Here is an 18,465-nt window from a genome sequence, read left to right as displayed (position 1 = left end):
TTTGCCGCTCTCCGCCGCCATGCTGGCTAACCTCGACTCTCTGGGTTATGTCGAGATGACGCAGATCCAGGCGCAAAGCTTGCCGGTGATCCTCAAAGGGCTGGACCTGATCGCCCAGGCCAAGACCGGCAGCGGCAAGACCGCGGCCTTCGGCATCGGCCTGCTGAACCCGATCAACCCGCGCTACTTCGGCTGCCAGGCCCTGGTGATGTGCCCGACCCGCGAGCTGGCTGACCAGGTTGCCAAGGAAATCCGTCGCCTGGCCCGCGCCGAAGACAACATCAAGGTGCTGACCCTCTGCGGCGGCGTGTCCCTCGGCCCACAGATCGCTTCCCTGGAGCACGGCGCACACGTCATCGTCGGCACCCCGGGCCGCATCCAGCAGCACCTGCGCAAGGGTTCGCTGGTGCTGGACGGCTTGAACACGCTGATCCTCGATGAAGCCGACCGCATGCTCGACATGGGCTTCTACGACGCCATCGAAGACATCATCAGCAAGACCCCGGCCCGCCGCCAGACCCTGCTGTTCTCGGCCACCTACCCGGTGAGCATCAAGCAGTTGGCCTCGAAATTCATGCGCGCGCCGCAGCAGGTCAAGGCCGAAGCGTTCCACTCGGACGACCAGATCGAGCAGCGTTTCTACGAGATTTCCCCGGAAGAGCGCATGGACGCGGTGACCAAGGTCCTGGCGCATTTCCGTCCGGCGTCTTGCGTAGCGTTCTGCTTCACCAAGCAGCAAGTGCAGGAAACCGTCGACCACCTGACCGCCAAAGGCATTTCCGCCGTCGGCCTGCATGGCGACCTGGAACAGCGCGACCGTGACCAGGTGCTGGCGATGTTCGCCAACCGCAGTACTTCGGTACTGGTCGCCACCGACGTTGCCGCCCGTGGCCTGGACATTGATGCACTGGACATGGTGATCAACGTCGAACTGGCCCGCGACTCGGAAATCCACATTCACCGCGTGGGCCGTACCGGCCGTGCCGGTGAGACCGGTATCGCGATCAGCCTGGTTGCACCGTCCGAAGCCCACCGCGCCCAGGCCATCGAGCAGTTGCAGAAGTCGCCGCTGAACTGGGACCAACTGGACAACCTCAAGCCTCAGAGCGGCGGCCCATTGCTGCCGGTGATGAGCACCCTGTGCATTGCCGCCGGCCGTAAAGACAAGGTCCGCCCGGGTGACATCCTTGGCGCATTGACCGGTGACGCCGGGATTCCCGGTGCCCAGGTTGGCAAGATCGCGATCTTTGATTTCCAGGCGTTCGTGGCCGTGGAACGCGGGATCGCCAAGCAGGCGCTGCAGCGCTTGAATGACGGCAAGATCAAAGGCCGTTCGTTGCGCGTGCGCATCCTGTAAAAACACCGCGTTCCTGTTGAAGGAACCGAATCAATGTGGGAGCTGGCTTGCCTGCGATAGCATCAACTCGATCTGACAGACAGACTGAGTCGGCTGCATCGCAGGCAAGCCAGCTCCCACATTTGATTGCATTTCAGATCAATATTTTTGTGAGGACATGGCTGTGCGCTCGACCGAAGTTGTGATCATTGGCGCCGGCGCCGCAGGCTTGATGTGTGCGCTGACCGCCGCCGGGCGTGGGCGCAAGGTGATGTTGATCGACCACGCGAACAAGGCCGGCAAAAAGATCCTGATGTCCGGCGGTGGCCGCTGCAATTTCACCAATATGTACACCGAGCCGGCCAACTTCCTGTCCCACAATGCGCACTTCTGCAAGTCCGCCCTGGCCCGCTACACCCAGTGGGATTTCATCGGGCTGGTGGCCAAGCACGGCGTGCCGTACCACGAGAAAAAACTCGGCCAACTGTTTTGCGACAACAAGTCCAGCGACATCCTCGGGATGCTGCTGGATGAGTGCATCCAGGTGGGCGTGAGCATGCACCTGGACACCTCGGTGCAGGAAATTGCCAAGGTCGACAGCGGCTATCAGTTGCAAACCACCCTCGGTGAGCTGCGTTGCGAGTCGTTGGTGATCGCCACCGGCGGGCTGTCGATTCCGACCCTGGGCGCCACCGGTTTTGGTTACCAGGTGGCCAGGCAGTTCGGCCATGAACTGCTGCCAACCCGCGCCGGGCTGGTACCGTTCACTATCACCGACCAGCTCAAGGAGTTGTGCGGCGAGCTGTCCGGTACTTCCGTGGATTGCCTGGTGAGCTGCAATGACCAGAGCTTTCGCGAGAACATCCTGTTTACCCACCGCGGCCTGAGCGGGCCGGCGATCCTGCAGATTTCCTCGTACTGGGAACCCGGCGACACCGTGGAAATCAACCTGCTGCCCGACCACGACGCCCACGCCTGGCTGCAGGAGCAACAGGTTGAGCGCCCGAACAGCGAGTTGAAAACCCTGCTGGGTGAGATCTTCACCAAGAAGATGGCCAACCTGCTGGCCGAAACCTGGTTCGTTTCCAAGCCGATGAAGCAGTACACCCACGCCGAGATTGCCGACATCGCCGGCAAACTGGGGAGCTGGCAGCTGGTACCGGCGGGCACTGAAGGCTATCGCACCGCCGAGGTTACCCTGGGTGGGGTAGACACGCGGGAAGTCTCGTCCAAGACCATGGAGTCCCTGAAAAGCCCCGGTTTGTACTTCATCGGGGAAGTGTTGGATGTGACCGGTCACCTGGGCGGGTTCAACTTCCAGTGGGCGTGGGCTTCCGGGTATGCAGCCGCTCAATTTGCCTGATTCAGGGATGTACTCGGTCAAACGGTGGGAGCTGGCTTGCCTGCGATGAGGCCGGCACCTTCAACATCTTGATTGACTGACACACCGCCATCGCAGGCAAGCCAGCTCCTACATTGGTTTGGGGTGTTCTTGAGAGAATGCCTTTAATAAATTTTGCTGTTGGATGTGATCGCCACGCTTGCCGTGGCGTCCTTGATAGCTCAATTTAGCGGCATCGTCCCGGAAGACCCCAGACTTCATGTCATCGACCTCCTTCAAGCAGTCCATGCGGCGCCTTTGGGCACTGGACAAGTTCAGTTACAGCGTACGGGTATTCATCGCCCTGACCGGCAGCATGGCGCTGTGCTGGTACCAAAATGAAATGGCGCTGCTGATCCCGTTGTTCCTTGGAATTATCGCGAGCGCCCTGGCCGAGACCGATGACAACTGGCAAGGCCGGCTCAACGCCCTCGCCGTGACACTGGTGTGCTTCAGCACCGCCGCACTCTCCGTCGAACTGCTGTTTCCCTATCCCTGGATCTTCGCGATTTTCCTGGCGCTCTCAAGCTTCGGCCTGACCATGCTCGGTGCGTTGGGCGAGCGTTATGGGGCCATTGCGTCGGCCACCCTGATTCTCTCGGTCTACACCATGATCGGCGTGGACCAGCGCGGTGGCGCGGTCACTGACTTCTGGCATGAGCCCTTGCTGCTGGTGGCCGGTGCCGCGTGGTACGGCGTGCTGTCGGTGTTGTGGCAGGTGCTGTTTTCCAACCAGCCGGTGCAGCAGAGCCTGGCTCGGCTGTTTCGCGAGCTGGGGCGCTACCTCAAGCTCAAGTCGTCGCTGTTCGAGCCGATCCGCCAGCTGGATGTGGAAGCACGGCGCCTGGAACTGGCGCAGCAAAATGGCCGGGTGGTGGCGGCGCTGAATGCCGCCAAGGAAATCATCCTGCACCGGGTCGGCAACGGTCGCCCGGGCTCCAAGGTCAGCCGCTACCTCAAGCTGTACTTCCTGGCCCAAGACATCCACGAACGGGCCAGTTCCTCGCATTACCCTTACAACGCCCTCGCCGAAGCCTTCTTCCACAGCGACGTGCTGTTCCGCTGCCAGCGCCTGCTGCGCCAGCAAGGCAAGGCCTGCCAGACCCTCGCCGAATCGATCCAGATGCGCCAGCCCTTCGTCTATGACGACAGCTTCGCCGAAGCCCTGGGCGACCTGAATGCCTCCCTGGAACACCTGCGCATCCAGAGCAACCCGGCCTGGCGCGGCCTGCTGCGCTCCCTGCGCGCCCTGGCGGCCAACCTGTCGACCCTGGACCGCCTGCTGGGCGACGCCGCCAACCCCGACAGCCTGGCGGATGCCACCGACAGCAGCCTGCTGGACCGTGCACCGCGCAACCTCAAGGAAATGTGGACACGCCTGCGCACACAGCTGACGCCGACGTCCTTGCTGTTCCGCCACGCCCTGCGCCTGCCCCTGGCGCTGAGTATCGGCTACTGGATGGTGCACTTGATTCACCCGTCCCAGGGCTACTGGATCATCCTCACCACCTTGTTCGTGTGCCAGCCGAACTACGGCGCCACCCGTCGCAAGCTGGGCCAGCGGATCATCGGCACCGCCATCGGCCTGACCATCGCCTGGGCGCTGTTCGACCTGTTCCCCAACCCGCTGATCCAGTCGATGTTCGCCATCGCCGCCGGCCTGGTGTTCTTTATCAACCGCACCACCCGCTACACCCTGGCGACCGCGGCGATCACGCTGATGGTGCTGTTCTGCTTCAACCAGGTGGGCGACGGCTACGGGCTGTTCCTGCCGCGCTTGTTCGATACGTTGCTTGGCAGCCTGATCGCCGGGCTGGCGGTGTTCCTGTTCCTGCCGGACTGGCAGGGCCGACGCCTGAACAAGGTGCTGGCCAACACCCTGACCTGCAACAGCATCTACCTGCGCCAGATCATGCAGCAATACGCCGCCGGCAAAAGCGACGACCTGGCTTACCGCCTGGCCCGGCGCAACGCCCACAACGCCGACGCGGCGCTGTCCACCACCCTGGCCAACATGCTGATGGAACCGGGGCATTTCCGTAAGGAAGCGGATGTGGGGTTCAGGTTCCTGGTGCTGTCCCACACCCTGCTCAGCTACCTCTCGGGCCTCGGTGCACACCGTGAAACCCAACTGCCGGCCGAAGTTCGCGAGCACCTGATCGACGGCGCCGGGAAGACGCTGGCGGCGAGCATTGACGAGATCGCCACGGGGCTGGCCAACAAGCAGCCGATCGCGATCCAGAGTGATGCGGAAGAAGCGTTGGCGGTGGATCTGGAGCAGATGCCGGATGAGATCGACGAGGGACAGCGGCTGGTGCAGACGCAGTTGGCGCTGATCTGCCGGCAATTGGGGCCGTTGCGCACCTTGGCAGCCCACTTGATCAAAGATACCGGCGCGGATTAAACCGCTATCGCGGGCAAGCCCGGCTCCCACAGTTGACCGAGTACTCCTGTGGGAGCCGGGCTTGCCCGCGATGGGGCCCTCCAAAACACTACATCCCGTGCTGCTTCATCAACCGTGCATAACTGCCATCCGCTTTCATTTTCGCGATCTCCCGATCAAACCCTGCGACGATCTGCTCGTGTTGCGGGTTTTTCAGGCTGACCAGAATGTGCAGGCTGTTTTCGCTCAGCGGCACCGGCAAAAACTCCACCGCGTTGCGTACGGTGGCGGACTCCCGGGCCAGGTAGTAACGGGCGACAAATTCATCCTCCACCGTCAGCCGCACCCGCTGCGCCGCCAGCATACGCACCGCCATGGCAAAGCTATGCACAGGGACTTTCTGCAACTGCGGATCGGCGTCGAACGCGGCCGAATAGGCATACCCGCGCACCACAGCGATGGGATAGTCGTGAAGTTGTTGCAGGTTCTGGAACTCGATGGGATCGTCACGCCGCTTTAGAAACAACACCCGATTGAGCAGGTATTCACCGGAAAACTGCCCCAGCTGGGTACGCGCGTCGTCGTACCAGGCGTTGACCAGCACATCGTAACGCCCGTCACCCACGCCCATCAGCGCCCGGGCCCATGGCACCTGTTCAAACTGACTGGCGTAGCCGGCACGGGCCAGGGCGGTAGTCACGATATCGGTGGCCAACCCGCCATTGATCAGGGTGGCGTCGGTAAACGGCGGCCAGGCATCCGCCACCAGGCGCAAACGCTCTGCCGCCGCCGTCTGGGCCAGCAACAACAAACCGATCAAAGCAACGGCACGAGAAAATCGCGGCATGCTCAAGTCCTTGGCGGGCGTTCTATGGCCTGACCTCAGGGGCAAACCCGAGGGTTTAACAGTAGCTCATCAATGAGCCTGTACTGCAGATTACACAAAGACGGCAGCCACGCCTGCACAGAATGATGGCAAATTGATCTCACTCACAAAAAATCCGCAATTTAGACACTCGCCTCCCGCGCGCTTACTATCCTGACCAGACAATTAGCCGAGAGAACACCATGACAGTCGAATGGGTCTGCAAACACCACAATGACTTGGGCAAAGAACAGCTGTACGCCGTCTTGCGCCTGCGTTCGGAGGTCTTCGTTGTCGAGCAGAAATGCGTATACCAGGACATCGATGGCCAGGACTTGGACGGTGATACCCATCACCTGATGGCCTGGGACGACGGTCAATTGCAGGCCTACCTGCGCCTGCTTGATCCTGAATCACAGGGCGGCGATGTGGTGATTGGCCGGGTGATCGTGGCGCCAGGCGCACGGGGCACCGGGTTGGGCCACCAGATGATGGATGAAGCCCTCAGGCAGGCAGAGAAACACTGGCCTGAGGTGCCGATCTATCTGTCGGCCCAGGCGCATTTGCAGGGGTATTACGGGCGGTATGGGTTCGTGGTGGCGGGCGAGGAATACCTTGAGGATGATATTCCACACATTGGTATGCGTCGGGCCTGAGCACTGGGCTTTTGTGGTGAGGGGGCTTGTCCTGTGGTGAGGGGGCTTGTCCCCCGTTGGAGTGCGCAGCGCTCCCGCTTTTTTGGGGCCGCTTCGCAGCCCAATGGGGGACAAGCCCACTCGCCACAGGGTCAGGGATAATCCAGTACGCGCTTGATCTGGCTTAGGTTCGCCTCGATCCAGCGCCGATCAATTGCGCCCCAATCACGAATCCGATAGCGCCCGGCATGGTTGCGGGCGCCGTCTTCCTGTTCAAACTCACACACAATGTCCAGGTCCGCCAAGGCCGCGATCGTGTCCTGGGCAGTGCGCCGGGGCATGCCCGTGACCTCGGTCAGCGCCGGGACGCTGCTGGCCCGTTGGCTGTCGATCAGATACGCCACGTAGAGGCGCCGGTAGAAGCTGCTTTTGGTCTTGCTCACATCCATGCTCGATCGCCTTTGAAGGTTAGGGCTTGCCTTGCAGGTCCCGCCAGGTCAGGTACACCCGCAGGTCGAATTCCACCTGATGGTAGCCCGGCAGCATGTACTCACAGAGTTTGTAGAACGCCTTGTTGTGGTCCGATTCCTTGAAGTGCGCCAGTTCGTGTACCACGATCATGCGCAGAAACTCCGGCGCGGCTTCCTTGAAGAGCGAAGCGATGCGGATTTCTTTCTTCGATTTGAGGTTGCCCCCCTGCACCCGGGAGATGGTGGTGTGCAGGCCAAGAGCGCGGTGGGTCAGGTCCAGGCGGTTATCGAACAACACTTTGTCGATGGCCGGCGCGTTGCGCAGGTGCTCCTGCTTCAGGGCCTGGGCGTAGCTGTACAGGGCTTTGTCGCTCTGCACGCCGTGGCGCTCGGGATAACGCTGGGTCAGGTAGTCGCCCAGTTGGTCCTTGGCAATCAACTGGCGCACTTGCTCCTGCAATGCTGCGGGGTAGGCCTGGAGGTATTTCAGCGCGGTCATGGGGTCAACAACGGGTATTTGAATGGCCGCCAGTGTAGCGAATTCAGTGGGGCGCTGCGCGCAGGTGCCAGTCGGCAATTTCATCGGCGATCAATGGCGGCGCTACCTGCGGCCCCTGGGCGAACTGGCAGCCGTTGGCCTTGAGCCACTCAACTTGCTCCTGAGTCTCGACGCCCTCAGCGATCACCAGCAGGTCGAAATGGCGGCACAGCTCGATAATGCTCCGGGCCATCGCCGCATCCCGGGATGAACCCGGAACACGGGCGACCAGCTTGGGGTCGAGCTTGAGGGTGTCGAATTCCAGGTCCCGCAGGTGCGCCAGGGAGCAGTTGCCTGCGCCGAAATCATCCAGAGCAATCCGCACACCCGCCCCGCGCAACAGCTTGAGTTGCTTGGTGGACTCTTCCAGGTTGTGCATCAGGCTTTCCTCACTGATCTCCACCTCCAGCTGCCGGCCTTGCAGCCCATGTCGCTCCAGCACCTGCTGCAGCTGGCTGGCCAGGTTCGGCATATTGAACTGGCTGCTGCTCAAGCTCACGCTCAGCACCAACTCATCGCTGAGCACCGCTGTCCAGGCCCGCCGCTGGGCGGCCACCTGTTGATAGATCCAGGTGCTCAACTGGCTGATCAGGCGTGCCTCTTCCAGCAACGGCAAGAACAGCCCCGGCGGCACATCGCCGACGCTCGGATGCTGCCAGCGCAGCAACGCCTCGACACCGCGCAGGTGGCCGTCGTGCAGCGACACCTGCGGCTGGTACACCAGGGTGAAATCCTTACTCTCGATGGCGCTGCGCACGCTGTCTTCGAGCATCAGGCGCGAGCGGGCCCGGCCGTTCATTTCCTGGTCGTAGTAGCGGTACTGCTGACGCCCGGCGCGCTTGGCTTCGTACATGGCGACGTCCGCCGCGCGCAGCAGGCCGTTAAGGTCCGAGCCGCAGTCCGGGAAGGTCGCGATGCCGATACTGACGCCGAGCATCACGTCCAGGCCGTCGACCTGCTGACAGATCGACACCCGTTCGATCAGTTTTTCCGCAATCTTGGCCGCCTGTTCCGGAAATTCCAGCTCCAGCAACGCGGTGAATTCGTCACCGCCCATGCGGCCAAGAATGTCGTAGGAGCGCAGGCACGCCTTCAACTGCTCCGAAACCCAGCGCAGCACCCGGTCGCCGGCGTCGTGCCCCAGGGAATCATTCACCCGCTTGAACCCGTCGAGGTCCAGGTACAGCAGCACCAGCGATTGCTCGTTACGCTCACTGCGCAACAGCACATTCTCCACCGACTGGTGAAACCCGCGCCGGTTAAGCAGGCCGGTCAGCGGGTCGGTGACAGCCTGGAACTCCAGTTGCTGATGCAAGTGGCGCACCTCGGACATGTCCAGCACCGTGACCACCATGGCTTTCTGCTCGGCCGGCAGCGGCGCGCACGACATAGCCACCGGCAGTTGCTGGCCCGGCGCGGTGCGCAGGATTGCATCGTGCAGGCGCCAGGTTTCGCCACGTTTGTAGCCTTCATACAAGGCAGAGTCGGACCAGCCAGGCACATGGGGCTTCTGCAAAAAACCGAGGAACTCGGCGCCCTGGATCTCGGCGACCGGCGCATTCAGCAACCGCGAAATCGCCGGGTTGGCGTAGCTGATCACCCCGTCTTCGCCCACCACCAGGATGCCTTCGGCGGCGTTGTCCAGCACCGAGGCATTGAAGGCCCGCGCCGACTCCAGGTCATGGCTCAGCCGCTGCAAGGCACGGCGGTTGCGCTGGTGCTCCAGCAGGGCATGGACCTTGGGCTTGAGGATATTCGGGTCGAAGGGTTTGAGCAGATAGTCAATGGCGCCACTGGCGTACCCTTCCAGCATTGCCGCCGGCGACTGAGCGTGGGCACTGAGAAAGATGATCGGGGTCATTTGCGTGCGCTGGCTGCCGCGCATCAGCCGGGCCACCTCGAACCCGTCCATGCCGGGCATCATCACGTCCAGCAGCACCAGGTCGACGTCATGTTCGAGCAGCAATCCCAGGGCTTCAACCCCCGATGCCGCCGTCACCACACACCAGTCGTCACGCTGCAATAGCGCACGCATGCTGATCAGGTTTTCGGGATAGTCATCGACCACCAAAAGCACTGAACAACCATCGCGGGGCTTGATTGGAGCGCATTCCATTGCTGCTTCTCTTCCGTCGGAGTCGTTCCGGTCATTTTTGCGAAAAACCCGGATAAACAATAAGGACTCACTCTAGACCTGGATCCCCCAAAGCAGAAGCCATGACGGTGCCATCATTGAGCCAAAGTCCGGACAACCGACTAACGGTCAGTGTCTACAGCCCCCGGTTTACGGGAAACATGGCTTTTTGACATTTAGATGACGCCAATAAACCGCCACAAAATCATTAACAATCCATTTCCAGCCACCTATAAAGAAAGCGCCAGCTCTCGAGCCGCAACCTTCTCCCCCTGTTAAAGGCGCTTTCAATGATTGATCTGTCCACCTGGAACCTGAGCATCCCCGTCGGCTCCCCGCCCTCGACCATCGACACCCCGAAACTGCTCAGTGGGTTCAAGGACCAGTACTTCCAGGCCGAAGGCAGCAGCGTGCAATTCTGGACCCCGGTCACCGGCACACGTACCGAGAACGCTGTTTACCCCCGCAGCGAACTGCGGGAAACCTACGCCGATGGTCGCCTGCGCAACTGGCTGTATGGCGATGCCGACAACTTCCTGCGAGCCACGTTGGCGGTCAACCAGGTGCCGTCTTCCGGCAAGGTCGTCATCGGCCAAATCCACGCCTACGACAGCCAGAAGCCGCTGATCAAGGTCGAGTACCAGTACAAGGAAAAAACCCAGACCGGTAACATCGTCGCCAAGGTGCGCATGCGCCCCAATGAAGATGAAGGGCGGGTGATCATCGTTGCCGAAAACGTGCCGCTGGACCGCAACTTCACCTACGTCATCCACCTGAATAAAGCCGGCCTGTTGAGTGTCGACGCGGCCAGCGGGCAGTGGAACGAACGCATTGGCGCGGCGTGGGGCAAACAACCGCTGTACTTCAAGGCCGGCGCCTACGTGCAGGACAACAGTGGCAACAGCAAGGAAGGCGCCCGGGTGACCTTTGCAAAGCTGGACATTGACCACGACTGACGCTGATTCGCTTCAGCGACCGGTCCCACGACGCTTTAGGACAGAACCGCGACCCAGGGTCTCGACTTTCTTGTAGGACAATCCGAGTATGGCGCCGCACACGCGCACTACCCCCTATAAGAAAGTCATGGAGACTGCTCAATGCCCTTTTCCCGCACCCTGCTCGCCCTCTCCCTGGGCATGGCTCTGCTGCAAAACCCGGCCTTCGCCGCCCCGCCCCTCTCGATGGCCGACGGGGTGGCTCAGCTCAACATCCAGGACAGCAACGCCTGGGTCGAAATCAACAAAGTCGCCTTCGAAAACAACATCCGCACCCTGCAAGCCAGCCTCGCCGACAAATCGAAAATCTGCGCCGTGCTCAAGGCAGATGCCTACGGCCACGGCATCGGCTTGCTGATGCCGTCGGTGATCAAACTGGGCGTGCCCTGTGTCGGCATTGCCAGCAACGAAGAAGCCCGCGTGGTCCGTGAAAGCGGCTTCAAAGGCCAACTGATCCGTGTACGCACCGCCGCCCTGAGCGAGCTGGAAGCTGCGTTGCCGTATAACGTCGAAGAGCTGGTGGGCAACCTGGATTTCGCCGTGCGCGCCAGCCTGATCGCCGAAAACCACGGCCGCCCGCTGGTTGTGCACCTGGGCCTGAACTCCAGCGGCATGAGCCGCAACGGCGTGGAAATGACCACCGCCCAAGGCCGCCGCGACGCCGTAGCCATTACCAAGGTGCCGAACCTGCAGGTGACAGCGATCATGACCCACTTCGCCGTCGAAGACGCCGCCGACGTACGCACCGGGCTCAAGGCGTTCAATGAACAGGCCAACTGGCTGATCAACGTCGCCCAGCTCGACCGCAGTAAAATCACCCTGCACGCCGCCAACTCCTTCGCCACCCTGGAAGTGCCCGAGTCGCGGCTGGACATGGTTCGTCCGGGCGGCCTGCTGTTTGGCGATACCGTGCCGTCGTTCACCGAATACAAGCGGGTGATGCAGTTCAAATCCCACGTGGCGTCGGTCAACAGCTATCCGAAGGGCAACACCGTGGGCTACGACCGCACCTACACCCTGGCGCGGGATTCGAAACTGGCGAACATCACCGTGGGCTATTCCGACGGCTACCGCCGGGCGTTTACCAACAAAGGCGTAGTGCTGATCAACGGCCATCGCGTGCCGGTGGTGGGCAAGGTGTCGATGAACACCCTGATGGTGGATGTCACCGACGTGCCGACCGTGAAGAGCGGCGACGAGGTGGTGTTGTTCGGCAAGCAGGGTGCGGTGGAGACCACCCAGGCGGAGGTTGAAGACATCAACGGGGCGTTGCTGGCGGATCTGTATACGGTGTGGGGTAACTCGAATCCGAAGGTGTTGGTGGACAGGTAAATCACGGCCACAAAAAAGCCCGCATCGCTGCGGGCTTTTTCATTAACGCGTAGGGCTTAGTTGACCTTGGCGTTCAACTCACCTTTCAGGTAACGCTGGTACATCGCTTCCAGGGAGATCGGCTTGATCTTCGAAGCGTTGCCCGCCGTACCGAAGGCTTCGTAACGCGCGATGCACACGTCACGCATGGCAGTCACGGTAGCGCCGAAGAATTTACGTGGGTCAAATTCGCTCGGGTTGGTGGCCATCAGGCGACGCATCGCACCGGTGGACGCCAGACGCAGGTCGGTGTCGATGTTGACCTTGCGCACGCCGTACTTGATGCCTTCAACGATTTCTTCAACCGGCACGCCGTAGGTTTCTTTGATGTCGCCGCCGTACTGGTTGATGATCGCCAGCCACTCTTGCGGTACCGAGGAAGAACCGTGCATCACCAGGTGGGTGTTGGGGATGCGTTTGTGGATTTCCTTGATGCGGTCGATGGCCAGCACGTCGCCGGTAGGCGGCTTGGTGAACTTGTAGGCGCCGTGGCTGGTGCCGATGGCGATGGCCAGGGCATCAACCTGGGTCTTCTTGACGAAGTCGGCAGCTTCTTCCGGGTCGGTCAGCATTTGGCTGTGATCCAGTACGCCTTCGGCGCCGATACCGTCTTCTTCACCGGCCATGCCGGTTTCCAGGGAACCCAGGCAACCCAGCTCGCCTTCAACCGAAACGCCGCAGGCGTGCGCCATGGCGACGGTTTGTTGGGTAACGCGTACGTTGTATTCGTAGTCGGTCGGGGTCTTGCCGTCTTCACCCAGGGAACCGTCCATCATCACCGAGCTGAAGCCCAGCTGAATGGAGCGCTGGCACACGTCAGGGCTGGTGCCGTGGTCCTGGTGCATGCACACCGGGATATGCGGGAATTCTTCGATCGCGGCGAGGATCAGGTGACGCAGGAACGGGGCGCCGGCGTATTTACGCGCACCGGCCGAAGCCTGGACGATCACTGGAGAGTCAGTCTTGTCAGCGGCTTCCATGATGGCGCGCATCTGCTCAAGGTTGTTGACGTTGAAGGCTGGAACGCCATAGCCGAATTCGGCTGCGTGGTCCAACATCTGGCGCATGCTGATAAGTGCCATTGTGAGTCTCTCTCCCGGTCGAGGGTCGTTAATCGTGCAAGCCTGCCGTAGCGGCGGCTGCTATTCAAGTTATTGAAGGTCAGGCTTTCAATGCCTGCCCTGCTTAATCGTTAAACCTGTCTGTAGGAGCCGGCTTGCCGGCGATGGCGGCTGACGCTATCGCCAGCAAGCCGGCTCCTACAGGTGATCGCGGCGCGCTATTGAGCTTTACAGCCGCGCCCGATCAAATCATCGGTGGCAACCCAGTAAACCAGGCCTTCCTCACCTTTTGTGTGAAACGCCAACTGGCCGTCGCTGTACAGCACGCCCGACGCCGCCACGTCCTGCTTGAGGCGGTAAACCTGGTCCGAACCACCCAGGCGTACATCCACCTGGGTGTGGGCCTGGTCGGCGAAGCGCCAGTTGACTTGCGCCTGGCTGTCACACGTCCAGGTGGTCCACTTGTCTACCGGCTCTGCCTTCTTGTCGAACATGTTCAGGTTGGTGCATCCGGCCAATAAAGCCAGTGCTGCCAGGGCGAAAACGCCTTTCATTGCCAATCCTCAAGCGGCGACCTGCGGCCACCGCTGCTGTCGGTTATTGAATCAGACCCGTCAAGGGCAACCCTGTTCCTGACCTTTGGGCGGGGAGTCGTATTTCTCCAATCCGTCCGGCCCGATGCGCTTGTTGATCACCGGCATGGTTTCGGCTTGCCAGTCGGCCTGGTAGCAACTCTTTCGCGGCGCAGCCCCGGCCTTTTCAGGCTCGGCCTCCGCGTTCGGGGTGCTCCCGCAGCCGGCCAACAGGCCCGCTGCGATCACCAGTGCCAACGACTTGATCATCGGAATGCTCCTTTTCCTCAGCAAGTGCCTCAGCCCTTCGCCCGGCTTTCCAGCACTTCAACGGCCGGCAGTACCTTGCCTTCGACGAATTCGAGGAACGCACCACCACCGGTAGAAATGTAGGAGATCTGGTCAGCAACGCCATATTTATCGATGGCCGCCAGGGTGTCGCCACCACCGGCAATCGAGAATGCCGAGCTTTCAGCGATAGCGTGGGCCAGCACTTTGGTGCCGTTGCCGAACTGATCGAACTCGAACACACCGACCGGACCGTTCCACAGGATGGTCTGGGACGATTTCAGCAGTTCGGCGAAATTGGCCGCCGTTTGCGGGCCGATATCCAGAATCATGTCGTCGGCGGCAACGTCAGCGATCAGCTTGACGGTGGCTTCGGCGCTTTCAGCGAACTCCTTGGCAACCACCACGTCAACCGGCAGCGGTACGCTGACCTTGGCGGCGATGGCGCGGGCGGTGTCCAGCAGGTCCGGCTCGTACAGCGACTTGCCCACCGGGTGACCGGCAGCGGCCAGGAAGGTGTTGGCAATGCCGCCGCCGACGATCAGTTGATTGCAGATCTGGCTCAGGCTGTTCAATACGTCGAGCTTGGTGGACACCTTGGAGCCGGCAACGATGGCGGCCATCGGTTGGGCCGGAGCGCCCAGTGCCTTGCCCAAGGCTTCCAGTTCAGCGGCCAGCAACGGGCCAGCTGCAGCGACCTTGGCGAACTTGGCCACGCCATGGGTCGAGCCCTCGGCACGGTGAGCAGTGCCGAAGGCGTCCATCACGAATACGTCGCACAGGGCGGCGTATTGCTGGGCCAGTTCGTCGCTGTTCTTTTTCTCGCCCTTGTTGAAGCGCACGTTTTCGAACAACACGATGTCGCCGGCCTTCACGTCCACGCCGTTCAGGTAGTCGGCTACCAGCGGCACGTCGCGGCCCAGGGCCTTGCTCAGGTATTCGGCCACTGGCTTGAGGCTGTTTTCTGCCGAAAACTCACCTTCGGTCGGGCGACCCAGGTGGGAGCAGACCATCACGGCCGCGCCTTTTTCCAGGGCCAGCTTGATGGTCGGCAGCGAGGCCAGGATTCGCGCATCGCTGGTGACAACACCGTCCTTGACTGGGACGTTGAGGTCTTCGCGGATCAGTACGCGCTTACCTTGCAGATCGAGGTCGGTCATCTTCAACACGGTCATGGGGGGCAATTCCTGAGAGCTAAAGTTGTGGAGAGGCTGTTTGCAGATAGTGTTCTGCAACGTCCAGCATACGGTTGGCAAAACCCCATTCGTTGTCGAACCACGCCAGGATGTTCACCAGCCGTGGGCCGGAAACGCGGGTCTGGCTGGCATCGACGATGGCCGAATGCGGGTCGTGGTTGAAATCACAGCTGGCGTGCGGCAACTCGGTGTACGCCAACAAGCCTTTGAGCGGGCCGCTGGTGGCGGCGTCGCGCAGGATCCGGTTGACTTCACCGGCGTCGGTGTCGCTGACGGTTTGCAGGGTGATGTCCAGGCAAGACACATTCACCGTCGGTACCCGTACGGCTTTGGCCTGGATTCGCCCGGCAAGTTCCGGCAACAGTCGCTCGATACCCCGCGCAAGCCCGGTGGACACCGGAATCACTGACTGAAACGCCGAACGCGTACGACGCAGGTCTTCATGGTGGTAGGCATCGATCACCGGCTGATCGTTCATCGCCGAGTGAATGGTGGTGATCGACACGTATTCCAGGCCAATGGCCTGGTCCAGCAGGCGCAACAGCGGCACGCCGCAGTTGGTGGTGCAGGAGGCGTTGGACACCAGCAGTTCGGCGCCGGTCAGGCAATCCTGGTTCACGCCGTAGACGATGGTGGCGTCGACATCCGCCTCGCTGGCCATCGGCTGGGAGAACAATACCCGTGGCGCACCGGCGTCGAGAAAACGCTGGCCATCGGCACGGGTGTGATAGGCACCGGAGCATTCCAGCACCAGGTCGACGTCCAGCGCCGCCCAGTCGATGCCCTCGGGGGTGGCACTGCGCAATACCTTCACGCAGTGGCCATTAATATGCAGACAGTCGTCCTCGACCCGCACCTCGCCCGGGAACCGGCCGTGGGTGGAGTCAAAGCGTGTCAGGTATTCGATGCTGGCCATGTCCGCCAGATCGTTGATCGCAACAATTTCAAACCCGGCCGCCGCCCCTCGCTCGACCAGAGCACGCAAGACGCAACGACCAATCCGGCCGTAGCCGTTGAGTGCAACTTTGTAAGGACGCGGTTGAGGCATGGGGTTCTCGATCAATGTTCGTTCAGTGTTGAATGTTCCATCGCCATCGCGGGCAAGCCCGCTCCCACATTAGACCGAGATCAAATGTGGGAACGGGCTTGCCCGCGATAGCAACAGCACAGACAACGCAGACTTACTTAGTCTTCCAGCAGCTCTTCAGCCTGACCCAGGATATTTTCCAGGGTGAAACCGAACTCTTCGAACAACGCCGGCGCCGGCGCCGACTCACCGTAGGTGGTCATGCCGATTACGCGGCCTTCCAGGCCCACGTACTTGTACCAGTAGTCGGCGTGAGCCGCTTCGATGGCGATACGCGCGCTGACCTGCAACGGCAGCACCGATTGCTTGTAGTCCGCATCCTGAGCCTCGAAGACGCTGGTGCACGGCATGGAAACCACACGCACGTTGCGACCAGCAGCGGTCAGCTTGTCGTACGCCTGAACCGCCAGGCCCACTTCGGAACCAGTGGAGATCAGGATCAGCTCCGGCTCGCCGATGCAGTCTTTCAGCACATAGCCACCGCGGCTGATGCCTTCGATCTGCGCCGCGTCGCGGGTTTGGTGCTGCAGGTTCTGACGGGAGAAGATCAGCGCCGAAGGGCCATCTTTACGCTCGATCGCGTGCTTCCAGGCCACAGCCGATTCGACCGCGTCCGATGGGCGCCAGGTGTCCAGGTTCGGCGTGGTACGCAGGCTGGTCAATTGCTCGACCGGCTGGTGCGTCGGGCCGTCTTCGCCCAGGCCGATGGAGTCGTGGGTGTAGACGAAGATCACACGCTTCTTCATCAGCGACGCCATGCGTACCGCGTTGCGTGCGTATTCCATGAACATCAGGAAGGTCGCGCCGTAAGGCACCAGGCCGCCGTGCAGGGCGACGCCGTTCATGATGGCGCTCATGCCGAATTCGCGCACGCCGTAGTACATGTAGTTGCCGCTGGCGTCTTCAGCCGAGACACCTTTGCAACCTTTCCACAGGGTCAGGTTGGAACCGGCCAGGTCAGCCGAGCCGCCGAGGAACTCGGGCAGCAGCGGGCCGAATGCGTTCAGGGTGTTCTGGCTGGCTTTACGGCTGGCGATGGTTTCGCCCTTGGCAGCCACTTCGGCGATGTAGGCCGAGGCTTTTTCCGAGAAGTCGGCAGGCAGGTCACCGGCGAGGCGACGTACCAGCTCGTTGGCCAGTTCCGGGAATTCGGCGGAGTAGGCAGCGAAACGCTGGTCCCACTCGGCTTCGGCAGCCCTGCCTGCTTCCTTGGCGTCCCATTCGGCGTAGATGTCGGCCGGGATTTCGAACGGGCCGTGGTTCCATTTCAGCGCAGCGCGGGTCAGGGCGATTTCCGCGTCACCCAATGGGGCGCCGTGGCAGTCTTCTTTACCTTGCTTGTTCGGCGAACCGAAGCCGATGGTGGTCTTGCAGCAGATCAGGGTCGGCTGCTCGCTCTTGCGGGCGGTGTCGATGGCAGTCTTGATCTCTTCAGGATCGTGGCCGTCGACGTTGCGGATCACCTGCCAGTTGTAGGCTTCGAAACGCTTTGGCGTGTCGTCGGTGAACCAGCCTTCGACTTCGCCGTCGATGGAGATGCCGTTGTCATCGTAGAAGGCGATCAGCTTGCCCAGGCCCAGGGTACCGGCCAGGGAAGCGACTTCGTGGGAAATGCCTTCCATCATGCAGCCATCACCCAGGAACACGTAGGTGTGGTGGTCGACAACGTTGTGGTTTGGACGGTTGAACTGCGCGCCCAGGACTTTTTCAGCCAGGGCAAAACCCACGGCGTTGGCCAGGCCCTGGCCCAGTGGGCCGGTGGTGGTCTCGACGCCTGGGGTGTAGCCGTATTCCGGGTGGCCCGGAGTGCGGCTGTGGATTTGGCGGAAGTTCTTCAGGTCGTCGATGGTGACGTCGTAGCCGGTCAGGTGCAGCAACGAGTAGATCAGCATCGAGCCATGGCCGTTGGACAGCACGAAGCGGTCACGGTCGGCGAACGACGGGTTGCTCGGGTTGTGTTTCAGGTAGTCACGCCAAAGTACCTCGGCGATATCCGCCATGCCCATCGGGGCACCGGGATGGCCGCTGTTGGCTTTTTGCACGGCATCCATGCTGAGGGCACGAATGGCGTTGGCACGCTCACGACGGCTGGGCATCGCTGATCTCCTGGAGTTGAATAAAAGAAACGGAAAAAAGGATCGGCATTTTCCCTC

Annotated in this window: 17 protein-coding genes; 6 read left to right on the top strand and 11 right to left on the bottom strand. The window is 61.4% G+C overall.

All coding sequences use genetic code 11. From position 1 onward, the window contains the following. Positions 1 to 19: 19 nt before the first annotated feature. Positions 20 to 1,357 carry an ATP-dependent RNA helicase DbpA gene (gene dbpA, locus HKK54_RS12920; protein WP_237151081.1) on the top strand — a complete coding sequence of 446 codons (1,338 nt, stop codon included), beginning with the start codon at positions 20 to 22 and terminating at the stop codon, positions 1,355 to 1,357. A gap of 163 nt (positions 1,358 to 1,520) precedes the next feature. Then, the gene (locus HKK54_RS12915) at positions 1,521 to 2,699 is read left to right on the top strand and encodes an NAD(P)/FAD-dependent oxidoreductase (RefSeq protein ID WP_169386950.1); all 1,179 of its coding nucleotides are present in this window, start codon (positions 1,521 to 1,523) and stop codon (positions 2,697 to 2,699) included. A gap of 108 nt (positions 2,700 to 2,807) precedes the next feature. Here the strand turns inward: HKK54_RS12915 and HKK54_RS33790 are convergent, their stop codons facing one another. Further along, positions 2,808 to 2,939 carry a hypothetical protein gene (locus tag HKK54_RS33790; RefSeq protein ID WP_272903150.1) on the bottom strand — a complete coding sequence of 44 codons (132 nt, stop codon included), beginning with the start codon at positions 2,937 to 2,939 and terminating at the stop codon, positions 2,808 to 2,810. On the opposite strand from HKK54_RS33790, the gene yccS reads away from it, so the two are divergent. Continuing rightward, positions 2,938 to 5,121, top strand: a complete 2,184-nt coding sequence (yccS, locus tag HKK54_RS12910; RefSeq protein ID WP_169386949.1) for a YccS family putative transporter — start codon at positions 2,938 to 2,940, stop codon at positions 5,119 to 5,121. The two genes, HKK54_RS33790 and yccS, sit on opposite strands and share 2 nt — an antisense overlap. Before the next feature lie 88 nt (positions 5,122 to 5,209). Here the strand turns inward: yccS and HKK54_RS12905 are convergent, their stop codons facing one another. Beyond that, a complete protein-coding gene (locus HKK54_RS12905; RefSeq protein ID WP_010167563.1) occupies positions 5,210 to 5,947 on the bottom strand; it encodes a substrate-binding periplasmic protein in 738 nt (245 codons plus the stop codon). Positions 5,948 to 6,168: 221 nt separating this feature from the next. On the opposite strand from HKK54_RS12905, the gene HKK54_RS12900 reads away from it, so the two are divergent. Further along, a complete protein-coding gene (locus HKK54_RS12900) occupies positions 6,169 to 6,621 on the top strand; it encodes a GNAT family N-acetyltransferase (protein ID WP_010167565.1) in 453 nt (150 codons plus the stop codon). A 131-nt stretch (positions 6,622 to 6,752) separates the two neighbouring features. Here the strand turns inward: HKK54_RS12900 and HKK54_RS12895 are convergent, their stop codons facing one another. From HKK54_RS12895 to HKK54_RS12885, 3 genes are read right to left on the bottom strand one after another with little or no spacing between them, the layout of a single operon-like run. Next, the gene (locus tag HKK54_RS12895; protein WP_010167567.1) at positions 6,753 to 7,049 is read right to left on the bottom strand and encodes a winged helix-turn-helix domain-containing protein; all 297 of its coding nucleotides are present in this window, start codon (positions 7,047 to 7,049) and stop codon (positions 6,753 to 6,755) included. A 19-nt stretch (positions 7,050 to 7,068) separates the two neighbouring features. Further along, positions 7,069 to 7,569, bottom strand: coding sequence for a M48 metallopeptidase family protein (locus tag HKK54_RS12890; protein WP_010167569.1), 501 nt, complete (start codon positions 7,567 to 7,569; stop codon positions 7,069 to 7,071). Between the two features lie 43 nt (positions 7,570 to 7,612). Continuing rightward, the gene (locus tag HKK54_RS12885) at positions 7,613 to 9,724 is read right to left on the bottom strand and encodes a putative bifunctional diguanylate cyclase/phosphodiesterase (protein ID WP_169386948.1); all 2,112 of its coding nucleotides are present in this window, start codon (positions 9,722 to 9,724) and stop codon (positions 7,613 to 7,615) included. A gap of 308 nt (positions 9,725 to 10,032) precedes the next feature. Here HKK54_RS12885 and HKK54_RS12880 point away from each other — a divergent pair, with 308 nt between their 5' ends. Both HKK54_RS12880 and alr read left to right on the top strand, forming a co-directional pair. Beyond that, a complete protein-coding gene (locus HKK54_RS12880) occupies positions 10,033 to 10,698 on the top strand; it encodes a polysaccharide lyase family 7 protein (protein WP_010167573.1) in 666 nt (221 codons plus the stop codon). A gap of 141 nt (positions 10,699 to 10,839) precedes the next feature. Then, entirely contained in the window at positions 10,840 to 12,069 is a 1,230-nt protein-coding gene (alr, locus tag HKK54_RS12875; RefSeq protein WP_169386947.1) for an alanine racemase, read from the top strand. A 56-nt stretch (positions 12,070 to 12,125) separates the two neighbouring features. Here alr and fba read toward each other — a convergent pair whose 3' ends face one another. The 6 genes from fba to tkt form a co-directional block, all read right to left on the bottom strand. Further along, positions 12,126 to 13,190, bottom strand: coding sequence for a class II fructose-bisphosphate aldolase (gene fba / locus HKK54_RS12870; protein ID WP_003177554.1), 1,065 nt, complete (start codon positions 13,188 to 13,190; stop codon positions 12,126 to 12,128). A 197-nt stretch (positions 13,191 to 13,387) separates the two neighbouring features. Next, positions 13,388 to 13,723 carry an MliC family protein gene (locus tag HKK54_RS12865; RefSeq protein ID WP_010167585.1) on the bottom strand — a complete coding sequence of 112 codons (336 nt, stop codon included), beginning with the start codon at positions 13,721 to 13,723 and terminating at the stop codon, positions 13,388 to 13,390. Positions 13,724 to 13,783: 60 nt separating this feature from the next. Continuing rightward, a complete protein-coding gene (locus HKK54_RS12860) occupies positions 13,784 to 14,011 on the bottom strand; it encodes a hypothetical protein (protein ID WP_010167587.1) in 228 nt (75 codons plus the stop codon). 29 nt (positions 14,012 to 14,040) lie between these two features. Next, positions 14,041 to 15,204, bottom strand: a complete 1,164-nt coding sequence (locus HKK54_RS12855) for a phosphoglycerate kinase (protein ID WP_010167588.1) — start codon at positions 15,202 to 15,204, stop codon at positions 14,041 to 14,043. Between the two features lie 19 nt (positions 15,205 to 15,223). After that, positions 15,224 to 16,273, bottom strand: a complete 1,050-nt coding sequence (gene epd / locus HKK54_RS12850) for an erythrose-4-phosphate dehydrogenase (RefSeq protein ID WP_010167590.1) — start codon at positions 16,271 to 16,273, stop codon at positions 15,224 to 15,226. Between the two features lie 137 nt (positions 16,274 to 16,410). Further along, positions 16,411 to 18,408 (bottom strand): transketolase, encoded by a 1,998-nt coding sequence (gene tkt, locus HKK54_RS12845; RefSeq protein WP_169386946.1) that lies wholly within the window; start codon positions 18,406 to 18,408, stop codon positions 16,411 to 16,413. Positions 18,409 to 18,465 lie beyond the last annotated feature (57 nt).

The sequence above is a fragment of the Pseudomonas sp. ADAK13 genome, assembly GCF_012935715.1.
Lineage (GTDB): Bacteria > Pseudomonadota > Gammaproteobacteria > Pseudomonadales > Pseudomonadaceae > Aquipseudomonas.
This window is presented reverse-complemented; position numbering and strand designations above follow the sequence as displayed.

Coding starts and splice junctions, on each gene's coding strand:
- HKK54_RS12895 (WP_010167567.1), bottom strand. CDS start 7,049: ATGGATGTGAGCAAGACCAAAAGCAGCTTCTACCGGCGCCTCTACGTG.
- alr (WP_169386947.1), top strand. CDS start 10,840: ATGCCCTTTTCCCGCACCCTGCTCGCCCTCTCCCTGGGCATGGCTCTG.
- HKK54_RS12865 (WP_010167585.1), bottom strand. CDS start 13,723: ATGAAAGGCGTTTTCGCCCTGGCAGCACTGGCTTTATTGGCCGGATGC.
- tkt (WP_169386946.1), bottom strand. CDS start 18,408: ATGCCCAGCCGTCGTGAGCGTGCCAACGCCATTCGTGCCCTCAGCATG.
- HKK54_RS12890 (WP_010167569.1), bottom strand. CDS start 7,569: ATGACCGCGCTGAAATACCTCCAGGCCTACCCCGCAGCATTGCAGGAG.
- HKK54_RS12860 (WP_010167587.1), bottom strand. CDS start 14,011: ATGATCAAGTCGTTGGCACTGGTGATCGCAGCGGGCCTGTTGGCCGGC.
- HKK54_RS33790 (WP_272903150.1), bottom strand. CDS start 2,939: ATGAAGTCTGGGGTCTTCCGGGACGATGCCGCTAAATTGAGCTATCAA.
- yccS (WP_169386949.1), top strand. CDS start 2,938: ATGTCATCGACCTCCTTCAAGCAGTCCATGCGGCGCCTTTGGGCACTG.
- dbpA (WP_237151081.1), top strand. CDS start 20: ATGCTGGCTAACCTCGACTCTCTGGGTTATGTCGAGATGACGCAGATC.
- HKK54_RS12880 (WP_010167573.1), top strand. CDS start 10,033: ATGATTGATCTGTCCACCTGGAACCTGAGCATCCCCGTCGGCTCCCCG.
- fba (WP_003177554.1), bottom strand. CDS start 13,190: ATGGCACTTATCAGCATGCGCCAGATGTTGGACCACGCAGCCGAATTC.
- HKK54_RS12905 (WP_010167563.1), bottom strand. CDS start 5,947: ATGCCGCGATTTTCTCGTGCCGTTGCTTTGATCGGTTTGTTGTTGCTG.
- epd (WP_010167590.1), bottom strand. CDS start 16,273: ATGCCTCAACCGCGTCCTTACAAAGTTGCACTCAACGGCTACGGCCGG.
- HKK54_RS12900 (WP_010167565.1), top strand. CDS start 6,169: ATGACAGTCGAATGGGTCTGCAAACACCACAATGACTTGGGCAAAGAA.
- HKK54_RS12855 (WP_010167588.1), bottom strand. CDS start 15,204: ATGACCGTGTTGAAGATGACCGACCTCGATCTGCAAGGTAAGCGCGTA.
- HKK54_RS12885 (WP_169386948.1), bottom strand. CDS start 9,724: ATGGAATGCGCTCCAATCAAGCCCCGCGATGGTTGTTCAGTGCTTTTG.